The sequence below is a fragment of the Paraburkholderia sp. NPDC080076 genome (assembly GCF_050281145.1).
GTDB lineage: Bacteria > Pseudomonadota > Gammaproteobacteria > Burkholderiales > Burkholderiaceae > Paraburkholderia.
The window spans coordinates 1-18,194 of record NZ_JBNNWQ010000023.1 but is presented as its reverse complement, the minus strand read 5'-3'; the positions used below and the strand labels follow the sequence as shown (position 1 = coordinate 18,194).

13 protein-coding genes, 1 tRNA gene and 1 pseudogene are annotated in these 18,194 nt (G+C 59.2%); all 15 read left to right on the top strand.

The annotated features are described in order from the left end of the window. Positions 1-95, top strand: a pseudogene (locus ACQKRQ_RS41180) (elongation factor Tu); the annotation flags it as partial. 64 nt (positions 96-159) lie between these two features. After that, positions 160-235: transfer RNA gene (locus ACQKRQ_RS41175), tRNA-Trp, on the top strand. Between the two features lie 36 nt (positions 236-271). Then, positions 272-652 carry a preprotein translocase subunit SecE gene (secE, locus tag ACQKRQ_RS41170; RefSeq protein WP_132376690.1) on the top strand — a complete coding sequence of 127 codons (381 nt, stop codon included), beginning with the start codon at positions 272-274 and terminating at the stop codon, positions 650-652. 1 nt (position 653) lies between these two features. Further along, on the top strand, positions 654-1,211 hold the full coding sequence (gene nusG, locus ACQKRQ_RS41165) for a transcription termination/antitermination protein NusG (protein WP_007180147.1): 558 nt from the start codon (positions 654-656) through the stop codon (positions 1,209-1,211). Between the two features lie 165 nt (positions 1,212-1,376). Next, the gene (gene rplK, locus ACQKRQ_RS41160; RefSeq protein ID WP_007180146.1) at positions 1,377-1,808 is read left to right on the top strand and encodes a 50S ribosomal protein L11; all 432 of its coding nucleotides are present in this window, start codon (positions 1,377-1,379) and stop codon (positions 1,806-1,808) included. Next, positions 1,809-2,507: a 50S ribosomal protein L1 gene (rplA, locus tag ACQKRQ_RS41155; RefSeq protein ID WP_132376691.1), complete on the top strand. Its 699-nt coding sequence runs from the start codon at positions 1,809-1,811 to the stop codon at positions 2,505-2,507. Positions 2,508-2,809: 302 nt separating this feature from the next. Then, the gene (gene rplJ / locus ACQKRQ_RS41150; RefSeq protein ID WP_007180144.1) at positions 2,810-3,313 is read left to right on the top strand and encodes a 50S ribosomal protein L10; all 504 of its coding nucleotides are present in this window, start codon (positions 2,810-2,812) and stop codon (positions 3,311-3,313) included. Between the two features lie 63 nt (positions 3,314-3,376). After that, a complete protein-coding gene (rplL, locus tag ACQKRQ_RS41145) occupies positions 3,377-3,751 on the top strand; it encodes a 50S ribosomal protein L7/L12 (protein WP_011490060.1) in 375 nt (124 codons plus the stop codon). A 370-nt stretch (positions 3,752-4,121) separates the two neighbouring features. After that, entirely contained in the window at positions 4,122-8,228 is a 4,107-nt protein-coding gene (gene rpoB / locus ACQKRQ_RS41140; RefSeq protein WP_132376693.1) for a DNA-directed RNA polymerase subunit beta, read from the top strand. Between the two features lie 21 nt (positions 8,229-8,249). Continuing rightward, a complete protein-coding gene (gene rpoC / locus ACQKRQ_RS41135; RefSeq protein WP_427483494.1) occupies positions 8,250-12,488 on the top strand; it encodes a DNA-directed RNA polymerase subunit beta' in 4,239 nt (1,412 codons plus the stop codon). A 206-nt stretch (positions 12,489-12,694) separates the two neighbouring features. Further along, positions 12,695-14,542 (top strand): DNA helicase RecQ, encoded by a 1,848-nt coding sequence (gene recQ, locus ACQKRQ_RS41130; protein WP_427483492.1) that lies wholly within the window; start codon positions 12,695-12,697, stop codon positions 14,540-14,542. Positions 14,543-14,763: 221 nt separating this feature from the next. Further along, complete coding sequence (gene rpsL, locus ACQKRQ_RS41125) at positions 14,764-15,144, top strand: 30S ribosomal protein S12 (RefSeq protein WP_006998493.1); 381 nt, start codon at positions 14,764-14,766, stop codon at positions 15,142-15,144. A gap of 179 nt (positions 15,145-15,323) precedes the next feature. After that, the gene (rpsG, locus tag ACQKRQ_RS41120; RefSeq protein WP_006053291.1) at positions 15,324-15,794 is read left to right on the top strand and encodes a 30S ribosomal protein S7; all 471 of its coding nucleotides are present in this window, start codon (positions 15,324-15,326) and stop codon (positions 15,792-15,794) included. A gap of 134 nt (positions 15,795-15,928) precedes the next feature. Then, positions 15,929-18,031 carry an elongation factor G gene (fusA, locus tag ACQKRQ_RS41115; RefSeq protein ID WP_132376696.1) on the top strand — a complete coding sequence of 701 codons (2,103 nt, stop codon included), beginning with the start codon at positions 15,929-15,931 and terminating at the stop codon, positions 18,029-18,031. Between the two features lie 47 nt (positions 18,032-18,078). Further along, positions 18,079-18,194: GTP-binding protein (locus ACQKRQ_RS41110; RefSeq protein WP_029972183.1), on the top strand; the 116-nt coding region annotated here is incomplete at its 3' end.

Sequence of the window (18,194 nt, the reverse complement as noted above, 5' to 3'; positions counted from 1 at the left end):
TCAACCCGATCGCGATGGAAGAAGGTCTGCGTTTCGCAATCCGCGAAGGCGGCCGTACGGTCGGCGCAGGTGTGGTTGCCAAGATCCTCGAGTAACGCCAGATAGTTCTCGTTGATCGGTAGTTTCGGGGTTGGCGGTGTCGTCAACCCCAAATGGTTTAGGGGTATAGCTCAACTGGCAGAGCGTCGGTCTCCAAAACCGAAGGTTGGGGGTTCGATTCCCTCTGCCCCTGCCAACTCTCGCGCCGTATGTGGCGCTTCGTTAAGGTGTTATGGCGAATCCTTCCGTCGAAACTGTAAATACATCCGGCGACAAGCTGATGCTCGTCGGGGGCGTATTGTTGGTCTTGGCCGGGTTCGTGGGGTTCTTCTGGCTTAGCGGCCAGGAATGGTACGTCCGCGGAGCTGCCTTGGCTGTTGGTGCGATCGCGGGTGTTGCAGTCGGTCTTCTCTCCGCGCCTGGCAAGGGTTTCATCGCTTTCGCCAAAGATTCGTATAAGGAAGTCCGCAAGGTTGTTTGGCCGACTCGCAAAGAGGCTACCCAGACAACGCTCGTAGTGTTCGGCTTCGTGTTCGTCATGGCGATCTTTCTTTGGATTAGTGATAAATCCATCGAATGGGCGATTTTCTCGGTGATTCTGGGTTGGAAATGATATGAGCGATACTCCGGCATCCCCGAGCGGCAAACGTTGGTACGTCGTGCACGCCTACTCCGGCATGGAGAAGAGCGTGCAACGTGCGCTTCAGGAGCGCATCGAACGTGCTGGCATGCAAGACCAGTTTGGTCAAATCCTTGTTCCGACTGAAGAAGTGGTCGAGGTGAAGGGCGGTCACAAATCGGTGACCGAGCGTCGTTTCTTCCCGGGCTATGTGCTCGTGGAGATGGAAATGACTGACGAGACGTGGCACCTCGTGAAAAATACGGCAAAGGTGACGGGTTTCGTTGGTGGTGCGCGTAACCGTCCGAGTCCGATTTCCCCGCGGGAAGTTGAGAAGATCATGTCGCAAATGCAGGAAGGCGTGGAAAAGCCGCGTCCGAAGACCCTGTTCGAAGTCGGCGAGATGGTGCGGGTGAAGGACGGTCCGTTCACGGATTTCAACGGCAGCGTCGAAGAAGTGAACTACGAAAAGTCGCGCGTCCGTGTTTCCGTTACGATTTTCGGCCGCGCAACGCCGGTCGAGCTGGAATTCGGCCAGGTCGAAAAGCTGTAATCCAAAATTCTACGGAGCGCACCAGTCGGTGCGTTTCGTATTTCGCGCTTACGGTCCGCGTAATGGCCGTTGAGGAGCGTAAGTACCCAGTTTTTCGGCGAACGCGCGCTACTACTCACTGAACTCCCGCATGTACCCATGCGGTGTTCCAAAGAGGTTTTCAACATGGCAAAGAAAATCATCGGCTTTATCAAGCTGCAGATTCCTGCAGGTAAAGCCAATCCGTCGCCGCCGGTTGGTCCGGCACTGGGTCAACGCGGCCTGAACATCATGGAGTTCTGCAAGGCGTTCAACGCGCAGACTCAAGCGCTGGAACCGGGTCTGCCGATTCCGGTCGTGATCACTGCGTTTGCGGACAAGAGCTTCACGTTTGTTCTGAAGACGCCGCCGGCTACGGTTCTGATCAAGAAGGCAGCGAAGATCGACAAGGGTTCGAGCAAGCCGCATACCGACAAGGTCGGCAAGATCACCCGCGCTCAAGCTGAAGACATCGCCAAGACCAAGATGCCCGATCTGACGGCAGCTGATCTGGACGCAGCGGTTCGTACGATCGCTGGTAGCGCCCGCTCGATGGGCATCACCGTGGAGGGCGTGTAAATGGCTAAGCTTTCAAAGCGTCTGCAAGCATTTGCAGCCAAGGTCGATCGTCAAAAGCTGTACGCGATCGACGAAGCTCTGTCGCTCGTGAAGGAATGCGCAAGCGCGAAGTTCGACGAGTCGATCGACGTTGCAGTGCAACTCGGCATCGACGCGAAGAAGTCGGACCAAGTGGTTCGTGGCTCGGTCGTTCTGCCGGCAGGTACCGGTAAGTCGGTCCGCGTCGCGGTATTCGCACAAGGCGAAAAGGCTGAACAGGCCCGTGCAGCCGGCGCGGAAGTCGTCGGTATGGAAGACCTGGCTGAACAAGTCAAGGCTGGCAAGCTGGACTTCGACATCGTGATCGCTTCGCCGGATACGATGCGCGTTGTCGGTACGCTCGGTCAGATCCTCGGCCCGCGCGGCTTGATGCCGAACCCGAAGGTCGGTACGGTTACGCCGGACGTCGCGACCGCGGTCAAGAACGCCAAGGCTGGTCAGGTGCAATTCCGTGTCGACAAAGCCGGTATCATCCACGCCACCATTGGCCGTGCTTCGTTCGAGCCGACGGCTCTGCGTAGCAACCTGAACGCTCTCGTCGACGCGCTGCAAAAAGCGAAGCCGGCAACGAGCAAGGGTATCTACCTGCGCAAGGTTGCGCTGTCGAGCACGATGGGTGTCGGCGTTCGCGTCGACCAGGCATCGCTGGCAGCACAGTAAGAAAATTCATCGCCTCGGCGAAAGTCGGGGCGGTTTTATGGGCTTTGGGCGGTTGTGAAATGGCAGTTTGCATGGCACAGCCGGTTGTCAAAGACCGTTGGCGGGCACGCAGCAGGCGGGCGAGTCCTTAATGCAAAGCCAACGCAGATGGCGAACCCGAAAAGGTTTTGTAGTGATGAAGCCGGTCGATCTCCGCAGCAACGCGGGTGTTGGGCGGTCGAAATACTCCTGACTGGTCGGACGCCGTTATTGAACGCGGTACACAAGGCGCACGCCGCGTGTATCGAATCTGGAGGTTAACCGTGCCACTCAACAAAGAAAGCAAGCAGGCCGTCGTCGCTGAGGTTGCCGCGCAAGTCGCGAAAGCCCAGACCGTGGTTCTGGCTGAGTATCGTGGAATCGCGGTTGGCGATCTGACCAAGCTGCGCGCGAAAGCGCGTGAGCAACAGGTTTACCTTCGCGTGTTGAAAAACACGTTGGCGCGTCGCGCTGTCGAAGGTACCCCGTTTGCTCCGCTGGCAGAGCAGATGACTGGTCCCCTGATCTACGGCATCTCGGAAGATGCAATTGCTGCTGCTAAGGTCGTCAACGACTTCGGCAAAACCAATGACAAGTTGATCATCAAGGCTGGTTCCTACGAAGGCAAGGTGATGGACAAGGCTGGCGTGCAAGCGCTGGCAAACATCCCGAGCCGCGAAGAACTGCTCTCCAAGCTGTTGTACGTTATGCAGGCACCTGTTTCCGGCTTTGCGCGCGCTCTGGCCGCGCTGGCAGAAAAGAAACAAGGCGAAGAAACCGCTGCGTAATGCACTTCAGTCGAGCGTGATTGATCGCTGGCTGTATCCGAATTCAATTTAGGAGTATTTCAAATGGCAATCGCAAAAGAAGACATCCTCGAGGCAGTAAGCTCGATGTCGGTTCTGGAACTGAACGAACTGGTCAAGGCGTTCGAAGAAAAGTTTGGCGTGTCGGCAGCTGCTGTTGCAGTGGCAGGCCCGGCAGGCGGCGGCGCTGCTGCTGCTGCTGAAGAGCAAACCGAATTCACGGTCAACCTGACGGAAGTCGGCGCGAACAAGGTTTCGGTCATTAAGGCTGTTCGTGAACTGACGGGTCTTGGCCTGAAGGAAGCGAAGGACCTGGTCGACGGCGCACCGAAGCCTGTTAAGGAATCGGTACCTAAGGCTGCTGCTGAAGAAGCCAAGAAGAAGCTGGAAGAAGCCGGCGCGAAGGCTGAAATCAAGTAAGTTTCAGCGCGCTGTGCGAAGGCTGGCGGTTTTCCACCGCCGGCCTTTTTGTGCTTTGTGGGGACTACGTTTTTGCCAGCTAATTTCGGCAAGAACAGACGCCCCAGAAGCCAAAGAAAACCGCCTTTCGGCAACATTGACCGGCGTTTCTCTTTGTCTTCTGAAGCGACTGCAGAAGGCAAGTTTGGTCGGGTAGCGGGCAACATAGGCATCCGCTGCCGTCAGCCAGCGGTTGGTAGCGGCCAACCACCAAGCTTCTAGGCTCGTTCAAGCCATCGGACGGCCATCGGGTCTCAGTCGGTGAACACTCGGGTTGTCTCATCAAGGTATCCTGCCTCGACAACAATGCCCGCCGTGATTCGGAGATCGTATGCAATATTCCTTCACCGAGAAGAAGCGTATTCGCAAGAGTTTTGCGAAGCGCCCCATCGTTCACCAAGTACCTTTCCTGCTGGCTACCCAGCTTGAATCATTCAGCACGTTTCTGCAAGCAGACACGTCGTCCACGCAACGCAAGCCGGAAGGCCTGCAAGCTGCGTTTACCTCCGTTTTTCCGATTGTTTCGCATAACGGGTTCGCTCGTCTAGAGTTCGTCAGCTACATGCTGTCGCCGCCGGCATTCAACATCAAGGAATGTCAGCAGCGCGGTTTGACGTACTGCTCGGCCCTGCGCGCGAAAGTGCGTCTGGTGCTGCTCGACAAGGAATCGCCGAGCAAGCCGGTCGTCAAGGAAGTGAAGGAACAGGAAGTGTACATGGGCGAAATTCCGCTCATGACGCCGACAGGCTCGTTCGTCATCAACGGCACGGAACGTGTGATCGTTTCGCAGCTGCACCGTTCGCCGGGCGTGTTCTTCGAACACGACAAGGGCAAGACGCACAGCTCGGGCAAGCTCCTGTTCTCGGCACGTATCATTCCTTACCGCGGTTCGTGGCTCGATTTCGAGTTCGACCCGAAGGACGTGCTGTACTTCCGCGTCGACCGTCGCCGCAAGATGCCGGTCACGATCCTGCTGAAGGCAATCGGCCTCACGCCGGAACAGATCCTCGCAAACTTCTTCGTGTTCGACAATTTCACGCTGATGCCGGAAGGCGCACAGATGGAATTCGTGCCGGAGCGTCTGCGTGGCGAAGTCGCGCGTTTCGACATCACGGACCGTGATGGCAACGTGATCGTCCAGAAGGACAAGCGGATCAACGCGAAGCACATTCGCGACCTCGACAACGCCAAGACCAAGTTCATCTCGGTCCCGGAAGACTATCTGCTCGGCCGCGTGCTGGCGAAGAACGTCGTCGACGGCGACACCGGTGAAGTCATCGCCAACGCGAATGACGAAATCACGGAAACCGTCCTCGAGAAGCTGCGCGAGTCGAAGATCAAAGATATCCAGACGCTCTACACGAACGATCTGGATCAAGGTCCGTACATTTCGTCGACGCTGCGTATCGACGAAACCGCGGACAAGATGGCCGCGCGCATCGCGATCTACCGCATGATGCGTCCGGGTGAACCGCCGACCGAAGAAGCGGTCGAGGCGCTGTTCAATCGTCTGTTCTACAGCGAAGACGCATACGACCTTTCGAAGGTGGGTCGTATGAAGTTCAATCGCCGTGTCGGCCGCGACGAAATCGTCGGTCCGATGACGCTGCAAGACGACGACATCCTCGCCACGATCAAGATCCTGGTCGAGCTGCGTAACGGCAAGGGCGAAGTGGACGACATCGACCACTTGGGCAATCGTCGTGTGCGTTGCGTCGGCGAACTGGCGGAAAACCAGTTCCGCGCAGGTCTCGTGCGTGTCGAACGTGCTGTGAAGGAACGCCTCGGCCAGGCCGAAAGCGAAAACCTGATGCCACACGACCTGATCAACTCGAAGCCGATTTCGTCGGCGATTCGCGAGTTCTTCGGTTCGTCGCAGCTGTCGCAGTTCATGGACCAAACGAACCCGCTGTCGGAAATCACTCACAAGCGCCGTGTTTCGGCTCTTGGCCCGGGCGGTTTGACGCGTGAGCGCGCTGGCTTTGAAGTCCGCGACGTGCACCCGACGCACTACGGTCGCGTGTGCCCGATTGAAACGCCGGAAGGTCCGAACATCGGCCTGATCAACTCGCTCGCTCTGTATGCGCACCTGAACGAATACGGCTTCCTCGAAACGCCGTATCGCAAGGTCGTGGACAGCAAGGTGACCGATCAGATCGACTACCTGTCGGCGATCGAAGAAGGCCGTTACGTGATCGCTCAGGCGAACGCGGCGGTTGCTGCTGACGGCTCGCTGACCGACGAACTGGTGTCGTCGCGTGAAGCAGGCGAAACGCTGATGGTCACGCCGGACCGCATCCAGTACATGGACGTGGCGCCGTCGCAGATCGTGTCGGTGGCAGCATCGCTGATTCCGTTCCTCGAGCACGATGACGCGAACCGCGCATTGATGGGTTCGAACATGCAGCGTCAGGCTGTGCCGTGTCTGCGTCCTGAAAAGGCGGTGGTCGGTACGGGTATCGAGCGCACGGTGGCGGTCGACTCGGGTACGACGGTTCAGGCATTCCGCGGCGGTGTGGTCGATTACGTCGACGCAGGCCGTATGGTGATCCGCGTGAACGACGATGAAGCCGTTGCTGGCGACGTCGGCGTGGACATCTACAACCTGATCAAGTACACGCGTTCGAACCAGAACACGAACATCAACCAGCGCCCGATCGTGAAGGTCGGCGACATCGTGTCGCGTGGCGACGTGCTGGCTGACGGTGCATCGACCGACCTCGGCGAACTGGCTCTCGGCCAGAACATGCTGGTCGCGTTCATGCCGTGGAACGGCTACAACTTCGAAGACTCGATTTTGATCTCGGAGAAGGTGGTTGCTGACGACCGTTACACGTCGATCCACATCGAAGAACTGAACGTCGTTGCTCGCGATACGAAGCTCGGACCGGAAGAAATCACGCGCGACATCTCGAACCTGGCTGAAGTGCAACTCGGCCGCCTCGACGAGTCGGGCATCGTCTACATCGGCGCTGAAGTCGAAGCAGGCGACGTGCTGGTCGGCAAGGTCACGCCGAAGGGCGAAACCCAGCTGACGCCGGAAGAAAAGCTGCTGCGCGCGATCTTCGGCGAGAAGGCTTCGGACGTGAAGGACACGTCGCTGCGCGTGCCGTCGGGCATGAGCGGCACGGTGATCGACGTCCAGGTGTTCACGCGTGAAGGCATTCAGCGCGACAAGCGTGCGCAGCAGATCATCGACGATGAACTGAAGCGCTATCGCCTCGACCTGAACGACCAGCTGCGTATCGTGGAAGGCGACGCTTTCCAGCGTCTCGCACGTATGCTGACCGGCAAGGTCGCGAACGGCGGTCCGAAGAAGCTCGCGAAGGGCACGAAGATCGAACAGGCTTACCTGGAAGATCTGGATCACTACCACTGGTTCGACATCCGCCTCGCGGACGAAGAAGCAGCGGCACAGCTTGAAGCTATCAAGGACTCGATCGAACAGAAGCGTCACCAGTTCGATCTGGCGTTCGAAGAAAAACGCAAGAAGCTCACGCAAGGCGACGAACTGCCGCCGGGCGTGTTGAAGATGGTCAAGGTTTACCTGGCAGTCAAGCGCCGCCTGCAGCCTGGCGACAAGATGGCCGGCCGTCACGGTAACAAGGGTGTGGTGTCCAAGATCGTTCCGATCGAAGACATGCCGTACATGGCCGACGGCCGTCCGGCTGACGTCGTTCTGAACCCGCTCGGCGTGCCGTCGCGGATGAACGTGGGTCAGGTTCTCGAAGTGCATCTGGGTTGGGCCGCGAAGGGTCTCGGCTGGCGTATCGGCGAAATGCTGCAGCGTCAGGCGAAGATCGAAGAACTGCGCGAATTCCTGACCAAGATCTACAACGAGTCGGGCCGCGCCGAAGAGCTGGACAGCTTCACGGACGACGAAATCGTCGAACTGGCGAAGAACCTGCGCGAAGGCGTGCCGTTTGCCACGCCGGTGTTCGACGGTGCGACGGAAGAAGAAATGTCGCGCGCGCTGGATCTGGCATTCCCGGACGACATCGCGAAGAACCTCGGCATGACGCCGTCGAAGAACCAGGTGCGTCTGTACGACGGCCGCACGGGCGAAATGTTCGAACGTACGGTGACGGTCGGCTACATGCACTACCTGAAGCTGCACCACTTGGTCGACGACAAGATGCACGCGCGTTCCACGGGCCCGTACTCGCTCGTGACGCAGCAGCCGTTGGGCGGTAAGGCGCAGTTCGGTGGCCAGCGTTTCGGTGAAATGGAAGTGTGGGCGCTCGAAGCGTACGGCGCATCGTACGTGCTGCAGGAAATGCTGACGGTGAAGTCGGACGACGTGACAGGCCGGACCAAGGTTTATGAAAACCTGGTCAAGGGCGATCACGTGATCGACGCCGGCATGCCGGAATCCTTCAACGTGTTGGTGAAGGAAATCCGCTCGCTCGGTATCGATATCGACCTCGACCGCAACTAATCGGACTACGGAGAGAAAGCAATGAAAGCTCTGCTCGATCTATTCAAGCAAGTCCAACAGCCTGAAGTTTTTGACGCGATCAAGATCGGTCTGGCTTCGCCGGACAAGATCCGTTCGTGGTCGTTCGGTGAAGTGAAGAAGCCGGAAACCATCAACTACCGGACGTTTAAGCCGGAACGCGATGGTTTGTTCTGCGCGAAGATTTTCGGGCCGATCAAAGACTACGAATGCCTGTGCGGCAAGTACAAGCGCCTGAAGCATCGTGGCGTGATCTGCGAGAAGTGCGGCGTTGAAGTGACGCTGGCGAAAGTGCGTCGCGAACGCATGGGCCACATCGAACTGGCCTCGCCGGTTGCGCACATCTGGTTTTTGAAGTCACTGCCGTCGCGTCTGGGCATGGTGCTCGACATGACGCTGCGCGACATCGAACGCGTGCTGTACTTCGAAGCATACGTGGTGATCGATCCGGGCATGACGCCGCTGAAAGCGCGGCAGATCATGACCGAAGAGGATTACTACAACAAGGTCGAAGAGTACGGTGACGAATTCCGCGCTGAAATGGGCGCGGAAGGCGTGCGCGAACTGCTGCGCGCGATCAACATCGACGAACAGGTCGAGATGCTGCGCACCGAACTCAAGAACACGGGTTCGGAAGCGAAGATCAAGAAGTACGCGAAGCGCCTGAAGGTGCTCGAGGCTTTCCAGCGTTCGGGCATCAAGCCTGACTGGATGGTGCTCGAAGTGCTGCCGGTGCTGCCGCCGGAACTGCGTCCGCTGGTGCCGCTGGACGGCGGCCGTTTCGCGACGTCGGACCTGAACGACCTGTATCGCCGCGTGATCAACCGTAACAACCGGTTGAAGCGTCTGCTCGAATTGAAGGCGCCTGAAATCATCGTCCGCAACGAAAAGCGGATGCTGCAGGAAGCCGTCGATTCGCTGCTCGACAACGGTCGTCGCGGTAAGGCCATGACCGGCGCGAACAAGCGTCCGCTGAAGTCGCTCGCTGACATGATCAAGGGTAAGGGCGGTCGTTTCCGTCAGAACTTGCTCGGTAAGCGCGTTGACTACTCGGGCCGTTCAGTGATCGTGGTCGGCCCGACGCTCAAGCTGCATCAGTGCGGTCTGCCGAAGCTGATGGCGCTCGAACTGTTCAAGCCGTTCATCTTCAACAAGCTGGAAGTGATGGGTGTGGCTACCACCATCAAGGCTGCGAAGAAGGAAGTCGAGAACCAGACGCCGGTGGTGTGGGACATCCTGGAAGAGGTGATCCGCGAACATCCGGTCATGCTGAACCGTGCGCCGACGCTGCACCGTCTTGGCATTCAGGCTTTCGAGCCGGTGCTGATCGAAGGTAAGGCAATCCAGCTGCACCCGCTCGTTTGCGCGGCGTTCAACGCCGACTTCGACGGTGACCAGATGGCTGTTCACGTGCCGCTGTCGCTGGAAGCGCAGATGGAAGCGCGCACGCTGATGCTGGCGTCGAACAACGTCCTGTTCCCGGCCAACGGCGATCCGTCGATCGTGCCGTCGCAGGATATCGTGCTCGGTTTGTACTACGCGACTCGTGAAGCAGTGAACGGCAAGGGCGAAGGCCTGACGTTCACGGGCGTCTCGGAAGCGCTGCGTGCTTACGAGAACAAGGAAGTTGAGCTCGCCTCGCGCGTCAACGTGCGGATCACCGAAATGGTCCATAACGAAGACAAGTCGGAAGGTGCGCCGGCGTTCGTGCCGAAGATCACGCTGTACCCGACCACCGTCGGCCGCGCAATCCTGTCGGAAATTCTTCCGCCGGGCCTGCCGTTCTCGGTGCTCAACAAGCCGCTGAAGAAGAAGGAAATCTCGCGCCTCATCAACACCGCATTCCGCAAGTGCGGTCTGCGTGAAACGGTGATTTTCGCCGACCAGTTGATGCAGTCGGGTTTCCGTCTGGCAACGCGCGCTGGTATCTCGATCTGCGTCGACGACATGCTCGTGCCGCCGCAGAAGGAAACCATCGTCGGCGACGCCGCGAAGAAGGTGAAGGAATACGACCGTCAGTACATGTCGGGCCTCGTCACGTCGCAAGAACGCTACAACAACGTGGTCGACATCTGGTCGGCAACGTCGGAAGCGGTCGGCAAGGCGATGATGGAGCAGCTGTCGACGGAACCGGTCACGGATCGCGACGGCAACGAAACGCGTCAGGAATCGTTCAACTCGATTTACATGATGGCGGACTCCGGTGCTCGTGGTTCCGCGGTTCAGATTCGTCAGCTGGCCGGTATGCGTGGCCTGATGGCGAAGCCGGACGGCTCGATCATCGAGACGCCGATTACGGCGAACTTCCGTGAAGGCCTGAACGTGTTGCAGTACTTCATCTCGACCCACGGCGCACGTAAGGGTCTGGCTGATACGGCACTGAAGACGGCAAACTCGGGTTACCTGACGCGTCGTCTCGTCGACGTGACGCAAGACCTGGTGGTGGTCGAGGACGATTGCGGTACGTCCAACGGCGTCGCCATGAAGGCGTTGGTCGAAGGCGGTGAAGTCGTCGAAGCGCTGCGTGACCGTATTTTGGGTCGCGTGACGGTGGCTGACGTCGTCAATCCGGAATCGCAGGAAACGCTGTACGAAACGGGCACGTTGCTCGACGAAGATGCGGTCGAAGAAATCGAACGCCTCGGCATCGACGAAGTGCGCGTGCGTACGCCGCTGACTTGCGAAACGCGTTACGGTCTGTGCGCAGCCTGCTACGGCCGCGACCTGGGCCGCGGCTCGTCGGTCAACGTTGGTGAAGCAGTCGGCGTGATCGCTGCGCAGTCGATCGGTGAACCGGGCACGCAGCTCACGATGCGTACGTTCCACATCGGTGGCGCGGCATCGCGTGCGGCAGTGGCTTCGTCGGTTGAAGCGAAGTCGAACGGCACGGTGCGTTTCACGGCAACGATGCGTTACGTCACCAACGCGAAGGGCGAGCAGATCGTCATCTCGCGTTCGGGCGAAGCGATGATCACCGACGACCACGGTCGCGAGCGCGAACGTCACAAGGTGCCGTACGGCGCGACGCTGTTGCAACTGGACGGCGCGCAGATCAAGGCCGGCACGCAACTGGCAACGTGGGATCCGATGACGCGTCCGATCATCACCGAGTACGGTGGTATGGTGAAGTTCGAAAACGTCGAAGAAGGCGTGACGGTTGCCAAGCAGATCGACGACGTGACGGGTTTGTCCACGCTGGTCGTGATCGACGTGAAGCGTCGTGGTTCGCAAGCGTCGAAGACGGTGCGTCCGCAGGTCAAGCTGCTCGATGCGAACGGCGAAGAAGTCAAGATCCCGAACACCGAGCACTCGGTGCAGATCGGCTTCCAGGTCGGCGCTCTGATCACTGTGAAGGACGGTCAGCAAGTGCAGGTCGGTGAAGTGCTCGCACGTATCCCGACTGAATCGCAGAAGACGCGTGACATTACCGGCGGTCTGCCGCGTGTGGCGGAACTGTTCGAAGCACGTTCGCCGAAGGACGCAGGTATCCTGGCGGAAGTCACGGGTACGACGTCGTTCGGTAAGGACACGAAGGGCAAGCAGCGTCTCGTTATCACGGACCTCGAGGGTAACCAGCACGAGTTCCTGATCGCGAAGGAAAAGCAGGTTCTGGTGCACGATGGTCAAGTCGTCAACAAGGGCGAAATGATCGTCGACGGGCCGGCGGATCCGCACGACATTCTGCGTTTGCAGGGCGTCGAAGCGCTGTCGCGTTACATCGTGGACGAAGTGCAGGACGTGTACCGTCTGCAAGGCGTGAAGATCAACGACAAGCACATTGAAGTGATTGTTCGTCAGATGCTGCGCCGCGTGCAGATTACGGACAACGGCGATACGCGTTTCATCCCGGGCGAACAGGTCGAGCGGTCGGATATGCTCGACGAGAACGATCGTATGATCGCGGAAGACAAGCGTCCGGCAACGTACGAAAACGTCTTGCTCGGTATCACGAAGGCCTCGTTGTCGACCGATTCGTTCATCTCGGCGGCGTCGTTCCAGGAAACGACCCGCGTGCTGACCGAAGCGGCGATCATGGGCAAGCGCGACGACCTGCGTGGTCTGAAGGAAAACGTGATCGTCGGCCGTCTGATTCCGGCCGGTACGGGTCTCGCGTTCCACAAGGCACGCAAGAGCAAGGAACTATCCGACCGCGAGCGTTTCGATCAGATCGCAGCGGAAGAGTCGTTCGAATTCGGTACGCCGGAAACCCCGGCCGCCGAACAGCAGCACTCAGGCGAGTAAGTCCTGGCGGCGCAAGCCGCTTGGGGCTGATCAGCCAGCGAAGCCGCTCAGTTTCGACTGAGCGGCTTTTTTTATGCGCTTTTCTTTTTTTGCGTTTCTTTGCGGATTCGTAGGCCAAACGGCTAACGCTGCATCAAAGCGCGGGCGCAGCACGAATGCGTTGGTAAAATTCGTGTCACCGGCATCACGCTGCTTCTCTCAAATTCATGTCCCGTCCCCTCGAAATCCTCAACGAAGTCTTCGGTTACCCCGCGTTCAGAGGGCAGCAGGGTGAAATTGTCGAGCACGTCGCCGGCGGCGGCGATTGCCTCGTATTGATGCCGACGGGCGGCGGCAAGTCCCTCTGCTATCAGATTCCGTCGCTGGTGCGCCGCGAAGGCGGTTTCGGCACGGGCATCGTCGTCTCTCCGCTGATCGCGTTGATGCAGGATCAGGTGGCCGCGCTCACTGAAGTGGGCGTACGCGCGGCGTATCTGAATTCGACGCTGTCGAGCGCCGAGGCGATGGCAACGGAGCGCGCGTTGCGCGACGGTGATATCGATCTGCTCTACGTGGCGCCGGAGAGGTTGATGACGCCCCGTTTCCAGGAACTGCTGGAGCGCACGCGCATTGGCTTGTTCGCCATCGACGAGGCCCATTGCGTGTCGCAATGGGGGCACGATTTCCGGCCGGAATACATTCAGCTATCTGTGCTGCACGAGCGCTTTCCGAACGTGCCGCGAATCGCGCTCACGGCCACCGCGGATGCCATCACGCGCGATGAGATCATCCACCGGCTCGCGTTGGATGACGCGCGCATTTTCGTGTCGAGCTTCGACCGGCCGAACATCCGCTATCGCATCGTCGAAAAAGACAACGCGCGTACGCAATTGTTGGACTTCATCCGCGCCGAGCATTCAAAGCCGGACGGCACGACCGACGCCGGCGTGGTCTATTGCTTGTCGCGTCGCAAGGTCGAAGAGACGGCGGAGTGGCTGAAGGAAAAAGGCATGCGCGCGCTGCCGTACCACGCCGGGATGGAGTTCGAAATCCGCCAGAAGCATCAGGAGATGTTTCAGCGCGAGGAAGGGATCGTGATGTGCGCGACGATCGCGTTCGGCATGGGCATCGACAAACCGGACGTGCGCTTCGTCGCTCACCTCGACTTGCCGAAGAGCGTCGAAGGCTATTACCAGGAAACGGGCCGCGCGGGCCGCGACGGCATGCCGGCCAACGCGTGGATGGCGTACGGTCTCGGCGACGTCGTGCAGCAGCGCAAGATGATCGACGAATCCGATGCCGACGACGCGCACAAACGCGTACAGACCGGCAAGTTGGATGCGCTGCTGGGACTGTGCGAAGCGGCGACCTGCCGGCGTGTGCGGTTGCTCGCGTATTTCGGGGAGTCGAGCAAGCCGTGCGGCAACTGCGACAACTGCATTGAACCGCCAGACACATGGGATGCGACGCGTGAGGCGCAGATGGCACTATCGTGCGTGTTCCGCGCGCAGCGAGCGAGCGGCTTTCATTTCGGTGCCGGCCATCTGATCGACATTCTGCGCGGCAACAGCAGCGAGAAAATCCTGCAGCGCGGTCACGAGAAACTGACTACGTTCGGCATCGGCTCGGCGCTGGGCGAGCCGGAGTGGCGCGCGGTATTTCGCCAACTGGTCGCATTCGGCTATCTAACGGTCGACCACGAAGGCTTCGGCTCACTGGTCCTGACCGAGGCAAGCAAGCCGGTGCTCAAGGGCGGGCAGAACGTCACGATGCGTCGTTATGTGAAGCCGACGCGCACGCGTCAATCGTCCGGCCGTACCAGTGAGCGCGCCGACCCGACGATCGGCATGGGCCCGCGTGAACGCGCGCGCTGGGAGCGTCTGCGCGCGTGGCGCACGGAAACGGCCAAGAGCGACGGCGTGCCGGCATATGTGATTTTCCACGACGCGACCTTGGCGGAAATTGCTCGCAACGGCCCCGACTCGATCGAGGATTTGCGCGGCATTCCGGGTATGGGCGCGCGCAAACTTGACCGTTTCGGCGACGAATTGCTGGAAGTCGTCGCCGCCGACTGAGCGCTCAGCGAGTGCCTGAGCGGGTCGGCAGGGATGCGAAACATCGCAACCTGTTGACTCCCTTAGTATTTTCGGAATATTATGCTAGGTTCCGGTTCTTGGAATGCCTGCGCGCGAAGTCGATTCGTACGCCGACTACCGGTCCGGAAGTTCGATGCGCAATCGTTTCTGCTTTGCCCGGAAACAGATGCGTCGATTTTGTTCAATTTCAGGAATAAACAATGCCAACCATCAATCAACTGGTTCGCAAAGGCCGCGCGTCGGAAACGACGAAGAGCAAGAGCCCGGCTTTGCAGGACTGCCCCCAGCGTCGCGGCGTGTGCACCCGTGTGTACACCACGACGCCGAAGAAGCCGAACTCGGCACTCCGTAAGGTTGCGAAGGTGCGCCTGACGAACGGCTTCGAAGTGATTTCGTACATCGGTGGTGAAGGCCACAACCTGCAGGAACACTCGGTCGTGCTGATTCGCGGCGGCCGTGTCAAGGACTTGCCGGGTGTGCGTTACCACATGGTTCGCGGCTCGCTGGATACCCAGGGCGTCAAGGATCGTAAGCAGGCTCGCTCGAAGTACGGTGCGAAGCGTGCCAAGGCTGGCAAGTAACTAGCCGGTCAGTAGTTTCAGGTCGCCTGCAAGGGCGGTAATAGCGGTGGTGCCGGAATCGCCGGCGCTGTCGAGTAAGTGGTCACCCGACCAGGCTGGTAAGTCGTTAGAGATGAATCGGGTTAGTTGGTGGCCGCGGGGCTAAAAATAGCTCCAACTGAAAAGTTAAAGGAAGAAACATGCCGCGTCGTCGCGAAGTCCCCAAGCGGGAAGTGTTGCCGGATCCGAAGTTCGGCAACGTTGATGTAGCTAAGTTCATGAACGTGCTGATGCTCTCTGGCAAGAAGTCGGTTGCCGAGCGTATCGTGTACGGCGCTTTCGAACAGATCCAGACCAAGGGTGGCAAGGACCCGCTGGAAGTGTTCACGGTAGCGCTCAACAACGTCAAGCCGGTGGTCGAAGTGAAGAGCCGCCGCGTTGGTGGTGCGAACTATCAGGTTCCGGTCGAAGTGCGCCCGTCGCGTCGTATGGCATTGGCGATGCGTTGGCTGCGTGAAGCCGCGAAGAAGCGCAGCGAGAAGTCGATGGCCCTGCGTCTGGCAGGTGAACTCTCCGAAGCGGCCGAAGGCCGTGGCGGCGCAATGAAGAAGCGCGACGAAGTTCACCGGATGGCAGAAGCCAACAAGGCGTTCTCGCACTTCCGTTTCTAAGCTTCCCGAACCCGGGTTTAGCAGAAAAAACGGAAAGAAATTCCGGGCGGGTGCGCTTGCAAAGCGCCTCGCCCGTTTGTGTTACAGCGCGATGGGCATTTTCTCGCATCGCGTCATCCCAATAGAGGATCAAAGTGGCTCGCAAGACACCTATCGAGCGCTACCGTAACATCGGTATTAGCGCTCACATCGACGCCGGCAAAACGACGACGACCGAGCGCATCTTGTTCTACACCGGCGTGAACCACAAGATTGGTGAAGTTCACGACGGCGCTGCCACCATGGACTGGATGGAGCAGGAGCAGGAACGCGGCATCACGATCACGTCCGCTGCTACCACGGCGTTCTGGAAAGGCATGGCCGGCGACCGCGCTGAGCACCGCATCAACATCATCGACACCCCGGGCCACGTCGACTTCACGATTGAAGTTGAGCGCTCGATGCGCGTGCTCGACGGCGCGTGCATGGTCTACTGCGCTGTGGGCGGCGTTCAGCCCCAGTCGGAAACCGTGTGGCGTCAGGCTAACAAGTACAAGGTTCCCCGTCTCGCGTTCATCAACAAGATGGACCGTACCGGCGCGAACTTCTTCAAGGTTTACGACCAGCTCAAGCTGCGTCTGAAGGCGAACCCGGTTCCGGTCGTGGTGCCTATCGGTGCGGAAGAAAACTTCACGGGCGTCGTCGATCTGCTGAAGATGAAAGCGATCATTTGGGACGACGCGTCGCAAGGCACGAAGTTCTCGTATGAAGAGATCCCGGCGGAATTGCTCGACTCGTGCAACGAGTGGCGCGAAAAGATGGTCGAAGCGGCTGCTGAGTCGAGCGAAGACCTGATGAACAAGTACCTCGAAGAGGGCGAGCTGACGGAAGCGGAAATCGTTAAGGGTCTGCGCGACCGTACGATCGCTTGCGAAATCCAGCCGATGCTGTGCGGTACCGCGTTCAAGAACAAGGGCGTGCAACGTATGCTGGACGCCGTGCTCGACTTCCTGCCGTCGCCGATCGACATCCCGCCGGTTACTGGCGAGCTGGAAAACGGTGAAAAGGGTGAGCGCCGCGCTGCCGACGACGAAAAGTTCTCGGCACTGGCATTCAAGATCATGACCGACCCGTTCGTCGGCCAGCTGATCTTCTTCCGCGTGTACTCGGGCGTTGTGAATTCCGGCGACACCGTGCTGAACGCGACCAAGGACAAGAAGGAACGTCTGGGTCGTATTCTGCAGATGCACGCGAACCAGCGCGAAGAAATCAAGGAAGTCCGCGCGGGCGACATCGCTGCTGCGGTCGGCCTGAAAGACGCAACGACCGGCGACACGCTGTGCGATCCGCAAAGCCCGATCGTGCTCGAACGCATGATTTTCCCGGAGCCGGTGATTTCGCAGGCTGTTGAGCCGAAGACGAAGCCTGACCAGGAAAAGATGGGTCTGGCGCTGAACCGTCTGGCACAGGAAGATCCGTCGTTCCGCGTTCAAACGGACGAAGAATCGGGCCAAACCATTATTTCGGGCATGGGCGAGCTCCACCTGGAAATTCTGGTTGACCGCATGAAGCGCGAATTCGGCGTGGAAGCGACCGTCGGCAAGCCGCAGGTTGCTTACCGCGAAACGATTCGCGGTAAGGCGGAAGACGTTGACGGCAAGTTCGTCAAGCAGTCGGGTGGTCGCGGCCAGTACGGTCACGCGGTCATCACGCTCGAGCCGAATGAGCAAGGCAAGGGCTACGAGTTCCTCGACGAGATCAAGGGCGGCGTGATTCCGCGCGAATACATCCCGGCGGTGGACAAGGGTATCCAGGAAACGCTGAAGGCAGGCGTGCTGGCAGGCTTCCCGGTCGTCGACGTCAAGGTTCACCTGACGTTCGGTTCGTACCACGACGTTGACTCGAACGAAAATGCGTTCCGCATGGCCGGTTCGATGGCGTTCAAGGAAGCAATGCGCAAGGCTCAACCGGTCATCCTCGAGCCGATGATGGCTGTGGAAGTCGAAACGCCTGAAGATTACATGGGCAACGTGATGGGCGACCTGTCGGGTCGTCGCGGTATCGTTCAGGGCATGGACGACATGGTTGGCGGCGGCAAGATCGTTCGCGCCGAAGTCCCGCTGTCGGAAATGTTCGGCTACTCGACGTCGCTGCGTTCGCTGACCCAAGGTCGTGCAACGTACACGATGGAGTTCAAGCACTACTCCGAAGCACCGCGTAACGTGTCCGAAGCGATCATCAACGCGAAGTCGAAGTAATCGCGCGGCAAGTCATTCAACGATTAACTTTTTGAAAGAAGAGAAACATGGCTAAAGGTAAATTCGAACGGACCAAGCCGCACGTGAACGTCGGCACGATCGGTCACGTTGACCACGGCAAGACCACGCTGACGGCAGCGATCACGACGGTTCTGACGCAGAA